We start from the raw sequence: 15536 nt of genomic DNA, 5'->3' as shown, positions 1-15536 counted from the left end.
CCCCGCGTGGCGCTGAATATGGTCACTGCCGCAATGGTCGTTCAGAATACCCAGGCGCTTCTCGGTCTGAACTACGACAAGCAGAACTGGCAGCAGTTTTTTACAGCCGAAGGTGATGTAACTATTAAATTACCGGATACCAGTCAGACCACAGGACCGTCAGCAAAGAAACTCATCAATAGCGTTGCCGGCAAGGCTGACCTGGTCAACGGCGTGGTGTCAAAAGCGCAGGGTGGGACAGGGTTATCCAGTCCCTTCGGTGCAGTGGCAGGTTCTTTCTGTGAGGGTAATGATAACCGCCTTAACACCATCGGCGGCAAATCCGGAGGCCAGATAACCAGCCCGTTTGGAAAGGTCAACGCATTGCCGGGAAGCTTTGACTCCCTCTATGCCGGAAACCGCAACTACGGTCTCTACCAGGAACAGATGAATGTACTCGGTGCAGGATATCTGTATCCGCATATGAGTTTCAAGATGTACTGGCCAGGTCATTACGGCGGGGTGTTTACATGGTCTGCATGGGCAAACGACATGAACCCCGAGTACGTCCTCTCCTGGACAACGGAGGTGGGAACCACGCCGCACATGTGGCGGTTTAATGGCGCTAATGGTAACGCCACTGCTTCTGGCAACTGGATTAACGGTGGTTCGACTGCTGAAATTAAAGAGAAAGTCGAAGACATCCAGAATCCGCGCGAAACGATGCGGATAATCCGCGCATGTACCTGGCGACTGAAAACAAAAAATGCTGACGGGCGTTTCGGTATCGGTGTTCTGGCTGAAGGGCTGTATGAGGCGTACCCGGAGGCGAAAGTTACTGCCGGTGATATCGAACTACGGGACGGTACTGTTGTTAAGGATGCCTTATCTGTACAGGCTGGCGATTCCGGCGTACTGGCCGCTGTTCACCACGCAACCATTATTTCTCTGATGGATGAAAACGAAGTGCAGCAGGAAGATATCAATCAACTGAAAGCAGATATGGAGGTACTGAAGAAAATTGTCGAACAGCTCGCCGCCAGATAATTCTGCTGCGTGCAATGTCATAAAGCGAAATAACATGGGGGAACTGCCGCAACCATACCGTATGCAGGAGTATGGCTGCGGCCGACTGGCGGACGTCCGATAGTGCGAGTATTGAATGGTTGAAAGCCCGTTTTGAACGAAGAGTAGAAGTTCAGAATGCTTACTTACATCGAGGTACCTTGAGTCATAGTAAGCAGGTCACTGCAGTTGACTTAAATGATAATGACAAATCTCAGCTGATAACTGATAATTATTAGCTGTTAAGTAAACCAGAACGGATAATGACAATGTGTTACTATAATAAAAATGGGGTCTTGAGGGGTTGGGGATTATACATATATGAGATTTTATAGCATAGATTACCTACAAATGCAGTCTAACATCAATGATTATTTAAAATACATCGTTATATTTAGTACTTTATTTATTCTAATCGTTGTTTTTAGTCTGTATATGCGCCATCGTTTGCAAACTAAATATCGTGACTTAACAATCATAGCCTTCTTATTTTTGCTCTTCATTTGTGGCATTCAGTATGCTGATTATACTGATAGTCAAAATATACATTCCCAATCATCACAAATGGTTAATTTTGTTAGATTCTTATCACAAAAAAAAGATGTGAATGTGAATGCTATATCTTCCAGTTCAGTACAACTCACTGATGGCATTATCGTTAAAATTAATGATCTTTTTTATCGCGTCAACTTAGGCTCGGATCAAAAAACATACAATTTAGTAGAGGTTTCGTTAATAAACCCAGAAGTAGAAATCATAAATAAATGAGGTGTGGAAATGATGATTTATTTACCTATCATTATAAAGTTGGGTCTGGGGATACTGTGTTTAATTGTTCAAATAAATCTTATGGGGAAAGGAAATCTGGCTCCTTCATCCGCAATGGACCAAGTTCAAAACTATGTGCTGGGGGGGATTATAGGAGGTGTGATTTACAACGAATCTATAACAGTTCTCCAATTTGTCCTAGTCCTAATTATATGGACTTTTTTGGTCTTTGTTCTTAAGTTTTTGAAGGAAAATAGTCGGTTAGTAAAAAGGGTGATCGATGGAAAACCTATTACTTTAGTACACAATGGTAGCATTAATGTTAAGGAGTGTTTACGGAATGGTGTTTCTGCAAATGATTTAATGTTCAAATTAAGAGCAAATGGTATTTATGAAATAGAACAACTAAAACGCGTGGTTCTCGAACAAAATGGGCAATTAACTATTATACAAAGTGGCGATGAAAATATACGCTACCCAATTATAGTGGACGGTTTAGCCAACCATGATCTGCTAGAAATCCTTAATAAAGACAATGAATGGTTAGATAATGAAGTTACAAAGAAAGGCTTCAATAAAATCAGTGAGGTATATTTAGGTGAGTACTTATCAGGTAGGATTAATTTATACGGATATGAAAAATAACATCTAAAATTAACGCCCTTTTATCAGGAGGTAGCCAGTTCAGGTGTGCCTCCGCCTGAGAACACTGACACCAACGTTCGATCCCGGCACAGAGCGAACGAACTGGCTGAGTTAAAGCTCCGTTGAGAGCGAAAAGCGGACGCCCGCATAGCGTGAACAGGCGTCCGATATTTTGATGTGGGCAGATTACTTAACACGCTTCCCCGTTTCGTCAATGACCTTCTCGCCATCCTCTTTGTTAAACGCTCCTTTCTGACCTTCCGGTAGAATATCCAACACTATTTCTGAAGGGCGGCAAAGACGAGTGCCAAGCGGCGTAATGACTACCGGCCGATTAATCAGGATCGGATGTTGAAGCATAAAATCAATCAACTGCTCATCACTAAATTTCTCTTCATCAAGACCCAGATGTTCATAAGGTTCAACATTCTTACGCAGTAATTCACGCACCGTAATTCCCATATCTGAAATAAGTTTAATCAGCTCATCACGGGTCGGTGGCGTATCGAGATAATAAATTATCGTTGGTTCGTTGCCGCTGTTACGGATCATCTCCAGCGTGTTGCGAGAAGTACCGCAGGCAGGGTTGTGATAGATGGTAATGTTGCTCATATCTGTATCTCATTACAAAGTGATGGAGAGCCGCAACGCCAGCGCGGCCAAAGTGACAAACAGCACCGGCAGAGTCATGATAATGCCGGTGCGGAAGTAATACCCCCAGGTAATCGTTATATTTTTCTGAGCAAGCACATGCAGCCAAAGCAGGGTTGCCAGACTGCCAATCGGGGTGATTTTCGGGCCTAAATCGCTGCCGATCACGTTGGCATAAATCATTGCCTCTTTGACAACGCCAGTCGCCGTACTCCCATCAATCGACAGCGCGCCAATCAGCACTGTCGGCATATTGTTCATCGCCGACGACAGGAGAGCGGTCAGGAAGCCGGTGCCAAACGTTGCTGCCCATAATCCCTTTTCTGCCAGCAGGTTTAGCACGCCAGACAGATACTCCGTTAACCCTGCATTGCGGAGGCCATAGACCACCAGGTACATGCCCAGCGAAAAAATAACGATCTGCCATGGCGCACCGCGCAGGACTTTACCGGTGTTGATGGCATGACCTCTTTTCGCCACTATAAACAGTACTGCTGCGCCAGTAGCCGCTATCGCGCTGACCGGGATCCCCACAGGCTCCAAAACAAAGAAACCGACAAGCAGCAATAACAGGACAATCCAGCCCACCCTGAACGTTGCCGGATCTTTTATCACACTGGCAGGAGTCTTCAGCAGCGAAACGTCATACGTCGCCGGAATGTCCCTGCGGAAGAAGAGATGCAGCATGACTAGCGTGGCCGCAATCGCTGCCACATCTACGGGGATCATAACGGAGGCATACTGCGTGAAACCCAGACTGAAAAAGTCCGCCGAGACGATATTCACCAGGTTAGAAACAATGAGCGGTAGGCTGGCCGTATCTGCTATAAATCCTGCGGCCATCACAAAGGCCAGTGTTGTGCCCTTGCTGAATCCCATTGCAAGCAGCATCGCAATCACAATTGGTGTCAGGATCAGCGCGGCGCCGTCATTGGCGAACAAAGCAGCAACAGCGGCTCCGAGCAACACTATCCAGGTAAACAGCAGGCGACCACGCCCGTTACCCCAGCGGGAGACGTGCAGTGCGGTCCACTCAAAGAAGCCGGCTTCATCGAGCAGCAGGCTGATGATAATGACCGCAATAAATGCCGCTGTCGCGTTCCAGACGATATTCCAGACAACGGGTATATCAGTGATATGGATGACACCGGTTACCAGCGCCAGCACAGCCCCGATACTCGCACTCCAGCCAATGCTCAAGCCTCTGGGTTGCCAGATCACCAGTATCAGCGTCAGTAAAAATATACTCCCTGCCAAAAGCATCTCAGACTCCATTATATATGATTATGTAAATGTGTTTTCTTTTCTCAACAGGAGGTGCAGGCTGATTTATCCAGCCATTCACGCACATCCTCTCGCATACACTGCCAGGACGTTGTGATTGTCTCAGCTGCCCATGCCGGTATGTGGGGTGACAGACGATAGTGGATCCATTTGCCTTCACGACGATCCAGAACCAACCCAGCCTCGCGAAGGATAGCCATATGTCGCGAGACTTTGGGCTGCGATTCGGAAATTGTTGCGCAGATATCACAGACGCACAGTTCTCCTGACTCCCGGAGAATCATGATGATGGCGAGCCGGGTTTCATCCGACAGAATTTTGAAAAGTTGAACAGGTTGTAGCATTTTTCACTCCGTTCCCTTTAGAATATACATATGTTAAATCATATGTATTAAATTTGAAATAATCTGATCTCTCCGGAGTAGAAAAATGGAACAATTTCCAGCCCTGAATAGTGAATGCTTTGATCAACACATCGCCGAGCGCCTGCACCTGCACGAGCCGCCGCGGATTCTGATCCTATATGGCTCAGTTAGAGAGCGCTCCTACAGCCGCTTTGCTGCGGAAGAAGCTGGTCGCCTGCTGACAGCGATGGGCGCGGAAGTAAAACTCTTTAACCCCTCAGGTTTACCCCTGCCGGATGACGCGCCAGATACGCATCCTAAAGTCACCGAGCTGCGCGGTCTGGTCAGATGGTGTGACGGGATGGTGTGGAGTTCTCCGGAACGGCACGGTGCTATGAGCGCAGTTATGAAGGCGCAGATTGATTGGATACCCTTAAGTGAAGGCGCGGTTCGTCCTTCGCAGGGCAAAACACTTGCGGTAATGCAGGTCTGCGGTGGTTCACAGTCCTTCAATGCCGTGAACCAGATGCGTATTCTGGGTCGCTGGATGCGGATGTTTACGATCCCCAACCAGTCCTCTGTAGCCAAGGCATGGCAAGAGTTCGACGAAAACGGACGAATGAAACCTTCTTCATGGTATGACCGCATCGTCGATGTAGCGGAGGAGTTGTTTAAAGTCACGCTGCTGCTTAAGGGACAAACCGGTTATCTTGCAGATCGTTACAGCGAGCGAAAAGAAAGCCATCAGGAGCTTTCATCCCGTGTAAATCAGGACAAAATATAACGTATTTTTTTCGTGAATCCATACTGAATGAGCTTAACAACGTCCGCTTTGGCACTGAGTGGACTGTCAGCTTAGGTTTCGCTCTGTGCCTTAAGAGTGCCAGGTCAGAGCTAATACAACTTAAGCAATATGACGGTTCAAGGAGTTTAATCTGAAACCAGCCACATATCAGCCTCTTCAAATATTTCCTGCACCGTTCTGCTTATCTGTTCTTTCTCATGCTTGCTGGCGTCAATGTTGATCGACGGCAGTGTCATCATCGGTTTAACCCGAACATCAGCATCGGGGAAAATCCGGTGAACTCTCTTACTCAATTCTCCCGGAATGATATCTTTTGCACCGGGTAGGGTCGACACCTCAAATCCTGACTGGCCGGAGAAACCAGAGTTATGATTCTTAGAAACAGGCAGAGAAGAGAATCCGCCTGTTATGTCATTTCATGAATTAGTTAGCTAAGTTATACGGTTTTTGCCTTAATGAACTTACTGGAAGCATTCTCTTTTTTAGTTTTCTGGTTAATCTAATCTCAATATATTTATGCGTTAAATGAGAAATGAATATAGATAGGGAAATAGCTATAACAACTGTCACGATTCCTTTGTAATTGGATAATTCAAACAGCTCCATTCTTTTCATGACAGCGGAACCTATAGCACCATGAAGTAAATAGAGTGAGAAAGATATATCACCAAGGTATGTTAATATGTGAGGGATGTATTTCTTTAATAAAGGATCGGCTAGAGTGATAAAAAGAATAAACACACCTAAAATAATAGCGCTTTCTGTATTAAACGCTCTCAAGCTTTCATTATATATTCCATAAATTACATACATGAACAAAGATAATGATATAAAGCTGGCGATAGCTTGAATCTTAGTTGACGATGTAATATTCTTGAGCTTTAAATATAAATAACCAACTATTGCCCCTATAATAAACTCAAGGAAAACAGGATTTGTTAACAAACCAAGAGTCGGGGAGTGGAAGGGATAGCCTTGTATACTTGTTGTTGGTTGGAATCCCGCAATGGCAGGAATGAGGCATATCATAAGTGCACTAAAACCAATTAGAGCTAATAAACGATGTTTAACAAGCAGACAAACGGAAAAAGCTATATAAAAATAGACTTCATAATTAAGTGTCCAGCGTATATTATACATACCACCATCATCAATATAATGAGGTGTTATGTCCGTCTTATAGACAGTGAATGTAAGAGCACTTAGCAAATTTTGCACTTTCTCAGGATAATGGAAAGTACTCATTGCTCCACTCAAAAGAAATGTTATCAAAAGGCCAACGTAATACATTGGAAATATTCTTATAGCACGATTAATCAGGAATCGTTTTGTTGAGAACAGACTCTGAGTATAATTTTGAGTGGTGTATACCATTATAAATCCACTAATGATGAAAAAAATATCAACGCCGATAATTCCCCATCCGAATAATGCGTCCCAAATGGTTGTGCCGTTTTCAACCTGACTTCTTAGGTAAAAGCGGTAGTGAAACAACATAACCAAAATTGCGGCTAATCCACGTAGAGCCTGCAAAGATTCTATTCTTTTGTTCATAAAATACTCCCTGAAATTCCTGAATAACTATAACTAAGTTACTTTGAAATAGCATCCGTAATTTATGTTTAACTATACGCGATCCGGGTTTTTTAACGAGGGTCTTGTGTGATGGGGTAACCGCTGCCACTTTGCATGGAAGCATAGACTACGGCCGACTGGCGAATGTTCGATAGTGCGAGTACTGAATGATTGCCAGTCGCAGCGGATTGTACTTAAGCAATATGACGGTTCAAGGCGTTTAATCTGAAACCAGCCACATATCAGCCTCTTCAAACATTTCCTGCACCGTTCGGCTTATCTGTTCTTTCTCATGCTTGCTGGCGTCAGTGTTGATCGCCGGCAGTGTCATCATCGGTTTAACCCGAACATCAGCATCCGGGAAAATCCGGTGAACTCTCTTACTCAATTCTCCCGGAATGATATCTTTTGCACCGGGCAGACCATCAAAATTCCTTTTGTCATAAACGAGTTCCACGAACATTGCTTATTGCCTCTTTACTGGGTGGATATACAGTGTTTATGCTGTGTTTTTATCCTGTATTCAAGAGGGGCTAAATGATGCCACGACGTAGCGATATTGAAATGGCCTGGCATGCTTCGATACAGCAAGAACCAAATGGGCGGAAGACCGTCACCACACAGCGGTTTGTCCAGGAACTGAGCAAGGTTAACTGGAATTGGACGATGAAGCAGGCCAACGAATGGATCGAGTGGTATGTGACAACATTCCGCGATGTATCAACGCAGGAAGGGGAGAACCGTACCTTTCAGCTGTTCAATCCAAACGGAGGACTTTAGATATGGGGTTCCCTTCACCAGCCAGCGGTTACGTTGAAACGACGATTTCACTCGATCAGCAACTAATCGACCAGCCCGCAGCGACATATTTCATGCGGGCATCGCGTTCACATTTCAGGGAAGGAATACTCCAGGGGGCGCTACTTGTTGTAGATGCGTCGCTTTCTGCCTGTGATGGTTCGCTGCTGATATGTGCAATAGACGGGGAGTTCAGAATCAAGCGATACCAAAAACATCCTCAGCCCCACCTGATTAATCTGGAGAACGGGAGAAGGGAAGCGCACCCTATTGATGATGATGGTTTCACGGTATTTGGAGTGATCACGTACATCATTAATGATGCCAGGAACGCGGAGTTTGATGATTGTCCGGTGATGTGAAGAGGCTACAGAAGGGCGTTTCATTTTTCGACTGTTGCAATAGCTTGAAAGTTAATTCAGGATTGTCAGTGTCGTCGACGGCATATCTGAACATAAATTCAATTTTAATTATTTTTGTTAAGGAGATGCTATGAGAAAATATATTGATGCCATAGGGAAAATTAAGGTTATTAATGATGATATAAGCATTGTTCTTGATCCCCCCTATCGCGTTGGTCTGAAAGGATTAGAAGAATTCAGTCATACCAATGTTTTGTGGTGGTGTAATGGATGTGATGCTCCATTATCTCGACAGAAAATGATAACGTCAGCACCATATTCTGAGGAAGCGTTAGGTGTGTTTTCGACTCGTACCCCTCAGAGACCAAACCCAATTGCTCTCACAATAGTACAAATAATTGATATTGATTTAGACAAAGGTATTTTGATTATATCCTGGATTGACGCGAACAATGGAAGTCCGGTTATAGATCTTAAACCTTATACACCGAGTCTTGACAGGGTGGAAAATCCAGTTACACCATCTTATCTTTCTCACTGGCCTAAATCATTGGAGGCGTCTTCGAATTTTGACTGGTCGAAAGTTTTTTAATTGTTATGGCAGTACAAAAACGCTCAGAACAATGTAGTTTCTGATATTCCACGTTCTGAGATGATAATAAATAAGGTGAGGTTATACCCCTCACCTTTATATACCTTTCAACAAGAAGGTGACAATGCTAATAGATTGTATATTGAATCGACTAGGGCGATGTATTCGGTAAAATTGTTACTTATTACATGGTTGCAATTGAACTATCTAACTACTGTTTAGTCATATTGGCTGAATTAACTGATTTCCCTGATTATTAACATTCCCAACGGCACGCGTCACAGCGTGCCATATGAATTGATCAGCCGGCACGGAACAGTCGGCTGCAATTTCCGCTGCTTCTTTCCCTCCAACGTCCTGCTTCATCCATTCGCGAGCAGCATCTGGTGACAGTACCAGTGGCCGCCTGTCGTGAATATCTACCAGTCCTTTATCGGCAGCAGCTGTTACTATCAGGAATCCTTCAGCTTCATCTCCAAGTTCGAATGGTGTGCTGCCGATCGCCGCCATGAAAATCGGCTGGCCATCGGCTCGATGAATAAAGTAGGGCTGCTTTATGTCACCTTCCTTTTTCCATTCGTACCAGCCATCAGCAAAGCAAATTGCGCGACCATGTTGCCAGAGTGGTTTAAACATTCTGCTGGTGGCCGCAGTTTCAGACCGTGCGTTAATGAGTGGCGGTTTATCCCACCAACCGGGGGCGTATCCCCAGATAACTGGATCAAGATGCAACAGCTCATCACGTTCGCTCAGTAGCAGAACTTTGGTGCCTGGCGCGACGTTAAAACGACCGATTGGTTCGGGATCGTATGGTATGTCGAGTTCGGCCTCATCAGCGAGTAGGGCGAGATAATCTTCACGCGTCATTGATTGAACGAAACGTCCACACATAGACACCTCCAGTCTCCAGACTGAAAGTATAGGTACTCAATGAATATCTTATAAAATACGTTCTGCAAAACTATTTAAATCTATCGGCTAATCATAAGCTTACAACACCTTCTAAATGTTGATTTAGAGATGGAAAAATATCAATAAAACGCTTTTAATTCATGCTGATAGTGTAAAATCAGATGTATATCGGTCTGGTACATGGATATCGATACCACCGCGAGCTACAAACTGGCTGGCGCGCAGCAGCATGACAGCGTACGCCTCGATCCGTGGGTGTTTATGTTCTCTGCGGGTTATCGCTTCTAAGTCCGTGATTAAAATGCTGAAAGGCTGATCGCTCCACGGTCAGCTTTTTTTATTGCCCATTTATTTCTTCCAGCCACTCTCCCCGTCGATGTAATGCTACTCTTTAAGCAAACTGGCTTTGAGGGCATTCACAATGATGTTGACTCGCCACCTGCTACAACAAAAAATCACGCTTCTGGAACCATTCACCGAAGATCAAACGGCAGCGTTTGCCGTGAGTGCCGCGCGTGACTTACTGATTTATATGGATAAAATTGAGACGCTGGAAAAACGTATTGCGACTCCGGTTACACTACCTTTTTGCAGCGCCAGTCCGGTTTGTGAGATTGAAGCGGGCTACGCCGCAGGCGTGAGCGATTGTCGTGAGGCCATTCGTCGGGCAGGATATCCGATTGAGGGTGATGATTAGTTTGCATTTATGTTAACAAAAATGCGCTTTTATTGTATAAGTCTGTAACTTTAGCTCGCATAACAACGGGCTTCTAACTCATCAGCTTAGGGAAGGTTAATATTCTCAATCAACGTACAGCGCAGTTATGCAACAACAAAAACGGGTAACCGGTTTGGCAATATGTTAACTATCAGGGTGGACTCGTGAAGATTGTGCAGGACAAGCTCAGAAACAGGCAGGCACTGCTGGTATCAGGGCTCATTACGTTGATATTTACCTCGTTGTTTCTGTTTATTATTTATGAGCAGCGTATGGCTGCAGCCAGCGAAGGTGTTAACCGCCTGCAAGCGCGCATGATGGACATTTTTAACGATAACGAGCTGATCGCCGATGCGATTGGTGAGCGCTATCACCATATCAAAACGGGTGAACAATGCGGCGATATTTCACAATTTGTTCCCCGCTATGAGAATGAATGGGGAATTAACGCCGACCCAAAGCGGCTGCATTCGGCGACGGGGACAATGGTTGCCCAGCAAATCGGTCACAACGCGCTGTGTATGTATACGGCGGCGGAGTTTATTCGCGGCATGGTCAATGAGCTGAACCCAGGCAGCTTCGATGCACATCGTTATATTATTGCCAAAAATTCAGATTATTTTTACTGGTTTATGGCTTCTGATTCGCGCAATTTCAGTTTCTCTAATTCTGAAATGGCGCGGGATATTACCCAATTTTTCTATCCGCCGGTCGATTTCTATACCCGACTGTTGCAGAAAAATGTCAAAAATAAAGCCCTTAGTTCCACGAACTTTTATACCGATAAAATTACCGGTGAAAAAGCTTATAGCGTGGTGAGCTATATCTACGATCTGTCTGGTAAAGAGATATCAGACCAAATTGTGGCCTATCTGGTCTATGACCATTCAAAGCCAGAATTACAGGAAGCGTTGGCTCAGGCCTTTGACGACCAAATTCCACCGGAGCTGAATGTGGAGTTGGTGAATTTAACCAATAATGAGAGTCTCTGCTTATCCGGTAAATGTAACGGTCAATCCCGCTTTATGGTGCGCAATTTTTCGGAGAAATATGCACTGCACTATTCACTTTCATTAGGCCGTTTTATGGCGCGCGACCCGCATGCAGGAATCGTTATGCTGCTGGCGCCGTTCTTTTTCATCATCATTAGTTTCTCGTTAAAATCATGGCTGAACGAAAGCGATCTTAAAGTTTATATTGATACGCTGACCGGCTGTTTTAATCGTCGAATTCTCGACATCATTAAGCGCCGTGATTTATCACACTGTTCGGTGGTGCTACTGGACTGCAATAAGTTTAAGGCCGTCAATGATACCTGGGGCCATGCGGCGGGCGATCGTGCGCTGCAAATTATTGCCAACAGGATGTTGTCAAACACCCGCACCAGTCACGATATTGTGATCCGTACCGGCGGGGATGAATTTATGATCCTGCTGTTTCGCTCGCAGGCTAATGACGCCTTCGCGATCGCGCAACGTATTAGCGGGCAGGTGACCAGCCATGTGTTTGTGGTGGACGGCCATACCGTGCCATTGTCAGTCTCGTGGGGGATTGCAGAGGTGAACGGCGAATTGGATGTGGCGATTCAGAATGCGGATAACGCCATGTATAAAATGAAGCACAAGAAAGAGGGATAAAACCGCCAGAAGTTTCTGGCGGTTGATGTAGCTTACTGGCGGGTGGCGGCTTTCATCGCGCTGACAAAAGCTTTCAGCTCAGCCAGCATTTGTTCTGGTACCGCAACATTCTTCTCAATGATTTTCACAATCGCCGAGCCGGAAATTGCGCCAGCAGCGCCGGCTTCAATAGCACCGGCTACCTGTTCAGGCGCAGAGATACCGAACCCCTGTAAAGAAGGCGGCGCATCATATTCTTTCAATTTTTCGACCAGGTGATGCAGCGGTAACGCCGCACGATTTTCCGCACCGGTAACACCTGCACGCGAAAGCAGGTAGGTATAGCCGCGACCGTAAGAGGCAATCTGGCGCAGCAGTTCTTCATCGGCGTTCGGCGGACAGATAAAAATAGGTGCGATGTTGTGGCGCAGTGCCGCAGCTCTGAATGGCGCGGATTCCTCAACGGGAACATCGGCTACAAGCACCGAATCCACACCTACTTTTTCGCACTGGGCGTAAAACTCATCAATGCCCTTACTGAACACCAGGTTGGCATACATCAGCAACCCAATGGGAATAGTTGGGTGCTTCTGGCGAATCAGCGCCAGCATTTCAAAGCATTGCGACGGCGTAACGCCGGCGGCAAACGCACGCAGGGTGGCTTCCTGAATCGTTGGACCGTCAGCCAGCGGATCGGAGAACGGAATACCGAGCTCAAGAGCATCGGCACCGGCTTCAATCAGCGTATCAATGATTTTCAGTGACTGCTCTACAGACGGATCGCCCAGGGTTACGAAGGGGACAAAAGCACCTTCTTTGCGGTCCTTCAGCTGTGCAAACAGGTTTTCGTAACGTTCCATCAGATTTCCCCTCGCGCTTTCAGAATATCGTGTACGGTGAAAATGTCTTTGTCGCCGCGACCGGAGAGATTAACCACCAGTAGCTGCTCTTTTTCCGGGTTTTCACGCATCATTTTCAATGCGTGCGCCAGGGCATGGGAGGACTCCAGTGCCGGAATAATCCCCTCGTGCAGACACAGCGTTTTGAAGGCTTCCAGCGCTTCATCGTCGGTGATCGAAACATAATCGGCGCGACCAATGCTGTTCAGATACGCATGCTGTGGTCCGACTGACGGGAAGTCCAGCCCCGCAGATACAGAGTAAGACTCTTCAATCTGTCCTTCTTCGGTCTGCATCATGGGGGACTTCATGCCGAAGTAAATCCCGACACGGCCATGTTTCAATGGCGCGCCATGTTCCCCGGACTCAATCCCGTGACCGCCTGGCTCTACACCAATCAGACCGACGCTGGCTTCATTAATAAAGTCGGCGAACATACCGATAGCGTTAGAACCGCCGCCCACGCAGGCGATAACGGCGTCCGGCAGGCGCCCCTCTTTTTCGAGGATCTGTGCTTTGGTTTCTTCACCGATCATGCGCTGGAATTCACGAACAATGGTCGGGAAGGGGTGCGGACCTGCCGCCGTACCGAGCATATAGTGCGCGGTATCGTAGCTGCCAGACCAGTCGCGCAGCGCTTCGTTACAGGCATCTTTCAGCGTTGCGGAACCGCTGTGAACCGGGATGACTTCAGCACCCATAAGACGCATACGGAAAACGTTAGGCGACTGGCGTTCAACGTCTTTCGCACCCATATAAATACGGCATTTCAACCCCAGCAGTGCGCTGGCGAGAGCTGATGCAACACCGTGCTGACCCGCGCCGGTTTCGGCGATGATCTCTGTTTTACCCATACGCTTCGCCAGCAACGCCTGGCCCAGTACCTGGTTAGTTTTGTGCGCGCCGCCGTGCAGTAAATCTTCACGTTTGAGATACAGCGTCGTGTTAGTGCCTTGAGTAATGTTCTGGCACTTGGTCAGTGCGGTTGGGCGACCAGCATAGTTTTTCAGCAGGTCTGTAAACTGCGCCTGAAATTCAGGATCTTTTTGCGCGCTGACAAAAGCTTCTTCCAGCTGGCGCAGGGCAGGCATCAGAATCTGTGGCACATACATACCGCCAAATTCACCAAAATATGGATTGAGTAATGTTGTCATGTCCTTTTCCTTAATATGCGCGCAGCGTCTGAAAGACCGAAGCCAAAAGACGTGCATCCTTGATGCCCGGCTGTGACTCTACGCCAGAATTGAAATCGAGACCGGCACAGCCGGCCTTTGCCGCGTCAACGCAGTTATCTGCGCCGAGTCCGCCAGCCAGTAAAACGTTATCCAGCGATTGTCCGCCTAAAAGTGACCAGTCGAAGCGTTGACCGCTGCCGCCCTGACCATTGTCGAATACGTATTTATCGACATGCTGATAATCACGGGCTGGCAAGGTCTCGCTGACGCTCAGCGCCTTCCAGATTTGTACCTGCGCGGGTAGCGCATCGCGTAGTGCATCAATATAGATCTGGTCTTCACTACCATGCAGTTGCACGGCAGTGAGTCCCAAAGCAGCCGCTATTTCACGCACGTCGCTAATCTCTGTGTTGCGAAACACCCCGACGTATTGCAGCGGCGCGCCGGTCATGACCTCTCGCGCCTGTTCAACGCCGATCGCGCGCGGCGATGTGGGCACAAAAATCAAGCCACCGTAAATGGCGCCCGCTTCGTATGCCGCGTTTGCATCCTGAGCCCGGGTTAAACCGCAGACTTTATTCTCGCCAAGGAGTACGCGACGTACGGCGGCATGCAGATCATCGTGCGACATCAGCGCGGAGCCAATCAGAAAACCGTTGGCGAAGTGGCTGAGCTCGCGCACCTGACCATAGGTATTGATGCCGGACTCGCTGATGACGGTTACGCCATGACCCAGTCGCGGCGCCAACTGGCGGGTGCGATTCAGATCAATCGACAGATCGCGTAAATCACGGTTATTGATACCAACGACTTTGGCGCCCAGAGCGATAGCACGCTCCAGCTCTTCTTCGTTACTGACTTCGGTCAGTACGCCCATTTTCAAACTGTGGGCGACGGCGGCGAGTTGACGGTATTGCTCATCATCAAGCACCGACAGCATCAGCAGACAGGCGTCCGCCTGGTAGAAACGTGCCAGGTAAATCTGGTATGGATCGATAATAAAATCCTTACACAGAATCGGCTGCGGTGCGATCCGGCTGACGATGGGCAGGAAATCAAAGCTCCCCTGGAAATATTTCTCATCGGTCAGGACGGAAATTGCGGAAGCATAATGTTTATATATCCCCGCAATCTGTTCCGGGTCAAAGTCATCGCGGATCACGCCTTTTGACGGAGACGCTTTTTTGCACTCCAGAATAAAGGCGGTGCGCGCACCCTGCAGCGCATCGTAGAAATCGCGAGAGCTGGGTTGAACATCATTCTGAAAGCTGGCCAGCGGTTGTTGCTGTTTGCGGGCTTCTACCCAAATCGCCTTGTCTGCGACAATTTTCGCTAAAACGGTTTGCAT

The 15536-nt window shown here is 47.1% G+C and carries 18 protein-coding genes and 2 pseudogenes; 9 read left to right on the top strand and 11 right to left on the bottom strand.

All coding sequences use genetic code 11. The features are described 5' to 3' along the window. From OGV94_RS12110 to OGV94_RS12100, 3 genes are all read left to right on the top strand, one after another. Positions 1-1026 (top strand): tail fiber domain-containing protein (locus tag OGV94_RS12110; protein ID WP_286523410.1); only part of this gene is annotated, 1026 nt, incomplete at its 5' end. A 339-nt stretch (positions 1027-1365) separates the two neighbouring features. Beyond that, entirely contained in the window at positions 1366-1812 is a 447-nt protein-coding gene (locus OGV94_RS12105; RefSeq protein WP_286523407.1) for a DUF3290 domain-containing protein, read from the top strand. Positions 1813-1821: 9 nt separating this feature from the next. Then, a complete protein-coding gene (locus tag OGV94_RS12100; RefSeq protein ID WP_080625255.1) occupies positions 1822-2457 on the top strand; it encodes a DUF421 domain-containing protein in 636 nt (211 codons plus the stop codon). A gap of 186 nt (positions 2458-2643) precedes the next feature. Here the strand turns inward: OGV94_RS12100 and arsC are convergent, their stop codons facing one another. Genes arsC through OGV94_RS12085 form a run of 3 tightly spaced genes read right to left on the bottom strand, consistent with a single transcriptional unit; the run spans position 2644 to position 4736 of the window. Then, a complete protein-coding gene (gene arsC, locus OGV94_RS12095) occupies positions 2644-3069 on the bottom strand; it encodes a glutaredoxin-dependent arsenate reductase (protein ID WP_286523405.1) in 426 nt (141 codons plus the stop codon). 12 nt (positions 3070-3081) lie between these two features. Continuing rightward, positions 3082-4371 (bottom strand): arsenic transporter, encoded by a 1290-nt coding sequence (locus tag OGV94_RS12090; RefSeq protein ID WP_100194328.1) that lies wholly within the window; start codon positions 4369-4371, stop codon positions 3082-3084. Between the two features lie 44 nt (positions 4372-4415). Next, complete coding sequence (locus OGV94_RS12085) at positions 4416-4736, bottom strand: transcriptional regulator (RefSeq protein ID WP_047052019.1); 321 nt, start codon at positions 4734-4736, stop codon at positions 4416-4418. Between the two features lie 85 nt (positions 4737-4821). On the opposite strand from OGV94_RS12085, the gene arsH reads away from it, so the two are divergent. Continuing rightward, a complete protein-coding gene (arsH, locus tag OGV94_RS12080) occupies positions 4822-5520 on the top strand; it encodes an arsenical resistance protein ArsH (RefSeq protein WP_075146256.1) in 699 nt (232 codons plus the stop codon). A gap of 146 nt (positions 5521-5666) precedes the next feature. On the opposite strand, the gene OGV94_RS12075 is transcribed toward arsH, so the two are convergent. The 4 genes and pseudogenes from OGV94_RS12075 to OGV94_RS12060 all read right to left on the bottom strand — a co-directional run. Next, positions 5667-5930, bottom strand: coding sequence for a DinI family protein (locus OGV94_RS12075; RefSeq protein ID WP_373870755.1), 264 nt, complete (start codon positions 5928-5930; stop codon positions 5667-5669). Positions 5931-5964: 34 nt separating this feature from the next. Continuing rightward, a complete protein-coding gene (locus OGV94_RS12070) occupies positions 5965-7095 on the bottom strand; it encodes an acyltransferase family protein (RefSeq protein WP_100194330.1) in 1131 nt (376 codons plus the stop codon). A gap of 241 nt (positions 7096-7336) precedes the next feature. Continuing rightward, positions 7337-7579: a DinI family protein gene (locus OGV94_RS12065; protein WP_075146253.1), complete on the bottom strand. Its 243-nt coding sequence runs from the start codon at positions 7577-7579 to the stop codon at positions 7337-7339. A 95-nt stretch (positions 7580-7674) separates the two neighbouring features. Then, positions 7675-7776: pseudogene (locus OGV94_RS12060) on the bottom strand (hypothetical protein); the annotation flags it as partial. Between the two features lie 122 nt (positions 7777-7898). On the opposite strand from OGV94_RS12060, the gene OGV94_RS12055 reads away from it, so the two are divergent. After that, a complete protein-coding gene (locus tag OGV94_RS12055) occupies positions 7899-8276 on the top strand; it encodes a HumD family translesion DNA polymerase (protein ID WP_080625253.1) in 378 nt (125 codons plus the stop codon). Positions 8277-8406: 130 nt separating this feature from the next. Continuing rightward, complete coding sequence (locus tag OGV94_RS12050) at positions 8407-8868, top strand: SAM-dependent methyltransferase (protein ID WP_075146250.1); 462 nt, start codon at positions 8407-8409, stop codon at positions 8866-8868. Positions 8869-9090: 222 nt separating this feature from the next. Here OGV94_RS12050 and OGV94_RS12045 read toward each other — a convergent pair whose 3' ends face one another. After that, positions 9091-9759, bottom strand: coding sequence for an SOS response-associated peptidase (locus tag OGV94_RS12045; RefSeq protein WP_286523398.1), 669 nt, complete (start codon positions 9757-9759; stop codon positions 9091-9093). A gap of 186 nt (positions 9760-9945) precedes the next feature. On the opposite strand from OGV94_RS12045, the pseudogene OGV94_RS12040 reads away from it, so the two are divergent. From OGV94_RS12040 to OGV94_RS12030, 3 genes and pseudogenes are all read left to right on the top strand, one after another. Beyond that, positions 9946-10068: pseudogene (locus OGV94_RS12040) on the top strand (OmpW family outer membrane protein); the annotation flags it as partial. Positions 10069-10201: 133 nt separating this feature from the next. Beyond that, positions 10202-10477, top strand: a complete 276-nt coding sequence (locus OGV94_RS12035; RefSeq protein ID WP_193144823.1) for a hypothetical protein — start codon at positions 10202-10204, stop codon at positions 10475-10477. A 185-nt stretch (positions 10478-10662) separates the two neighbouring features. Then, positions 10663-12135, top strand: a complete 1473-nt coding sequence (locus OGV94_RS12030; RefSeq protein WP_043016138.1) for a GGDEF domain-containing protein — start codon at positions 10663-10665, stop codon at positions 12133-12135. Between the two features lie 32 nt (positions 12136-12167). Here OGV94_RS12030 and trpA read toward each other — a convergent pair whose 3' ends face one another. The 3 genes from trpA to trpCF are packed head-to-tail and all read right to left on the bottom strand — an operon-like array spanning position 12168 to position 15536. Beyond that, on the bottom strand, positions 12168-12974 hold the full coding sequence (gene trpA, locus OGV94_RS12025; RefSeq protein WP_199994759.1) for a tryptophan synthase subunit alpha: 807 nt from the start codon (positions 12972-12974) through the stop codon (positions 12168-12170). Continuing rightward, the gene (gene trpB / locus OGV94_RS12020; protein ID WP_043016140.1) at positions 12974-14167 is read right to left on the bottom strand and encodes a tryptophan synthase subunit beta; all 1194 of its coding nucleotides are present in this window, start codon (positions 14165-14167) and stop codon (positions 12974-12976) included. Before trpB ends, trpA begins: the two co-directional genes overlap by 1 nt. Before the next feature lie 10 nt (positions 14168-14177). Then, complete coding sequence (gene trpCF, locus OGV94_RS12015) at positions 14178-15536, bottom strand: bifunctional indole-3-glycerol-phosphate synthase TrpC/phosphoribosylanthranilate isomerase TrpF (RefSeq protein WP_043017898.1); 1359 nt, start codon at positions 15534-15536, stop codon at positions 14178-14180.

The organism is Citrobacter sp. Ce006 (assembly GCF_030336535.1).
GTDB lineage: Bacteria > Pseudomonadota > Gammaproteobacteria > Enterobacterales > Enterobacteriaceae > Citrobacter > Citrobacter europaeus.
This window is presented reverse-complemented; position numbering and strand designations above follow the sequence as displayed.

Coding starts and splice junctions, on each gene's coding strand:
- OGV94_RS12105 (WP_286523407.1), top strand. CDS start 1,366: ATGAGATTTTATAGCATAGATTACCTACAAATGCAGTCTAACATCAAT.
- OGV94_RS12100 (WP_080625255.1), top strand. CDS start 1,822: ATGATGATTTATTTACCTATCATTATAAAGTTGGGTCTGGGGATACTG.
- arsC (WP_286523405.1), bottom strand. CDS start 3,069: ATGAGCAACATTACCATCTATCACAACCCTGCCTGCGGTACTTCTCGC.
- OGV94_RS12090 (WP_100194328.1), bottom strand. CDS start 4,371: ATGCTTTTGGCAGGGAGTATATTTTTACTGACGCTGATACTGGTGATC.
- OGV94_RS12085 (WP_047052019.1), bottom strand. CDS start 4,736: ATGCTACAACCTGTTCAACTTTTCAAAATTCTGTCGGATGAAACCCGG.
- arsH (WP_075146256.1), top strand. CDS start 4,822: ATGGAACAATTTCCAGCCCTGAATAGTGAATGCTTTGATCAACACATC.
- OGV94_RS12070 (WP_100194330.1), bottom strand. CDS start 7,095: ATGAACAAAAGAATAGAATCTTTGCAGGCTCTACGTGGATTAGCCGCA.
- OGV94_RS12065 (WP_075146253.1), bottom strand. CDS start 7,579: ATGTTCGTGGAACTCGTTTATGACAAAAGGAATTTTGATGGTCTGCCC.
- OGV94_RS12055 (WP_080625253.1), top strand. CDS start 7,899: ATGGGGTTCCCTTCACCAGCCAGCGGTTACGTTGAAACGACGATTTCA.
- OGV94_RS12050 (WP_075146250.1), top strand. CDS start 8,407: ATGAGAAAATATATTGATGCCATAGGGAAAATTAAGGTTATTAATGAT.
- OGV94_RS12045 (WP_286523398.1), bottom strand. CDS start 9,759: ATGTGTGGACGTTTCGTTCAATCAATGACGCGTGAAGATTATCTCGCC.
- OGV94_RS12035 (WP_193144823.1), top strand. CDS start 10,202: ATGATGTTGACTCGCCACCTGCTACAACAAAAAATCACGCTTCTGGAA.
- trpA (WP_199994759.1), bottom strand. CDS start 12,974: ATGGAACGTTACGAAAACCTGTTTGCACAGCTGAAGGACCGCAAAGAA.
- trpB (WP_043016140.1), bottom strand. CDS start 14,167: ATGACAACATTACTCAATCCATATTTTGGTGAATTTGGCGGTATGTAT.
- trpCF (WP_043017898.1), bottom strand. CDS start 15,536: ATGCAAACCGTTTTAGCGAAAATTGTCGCAGACAAGGCGATTTGGGTA.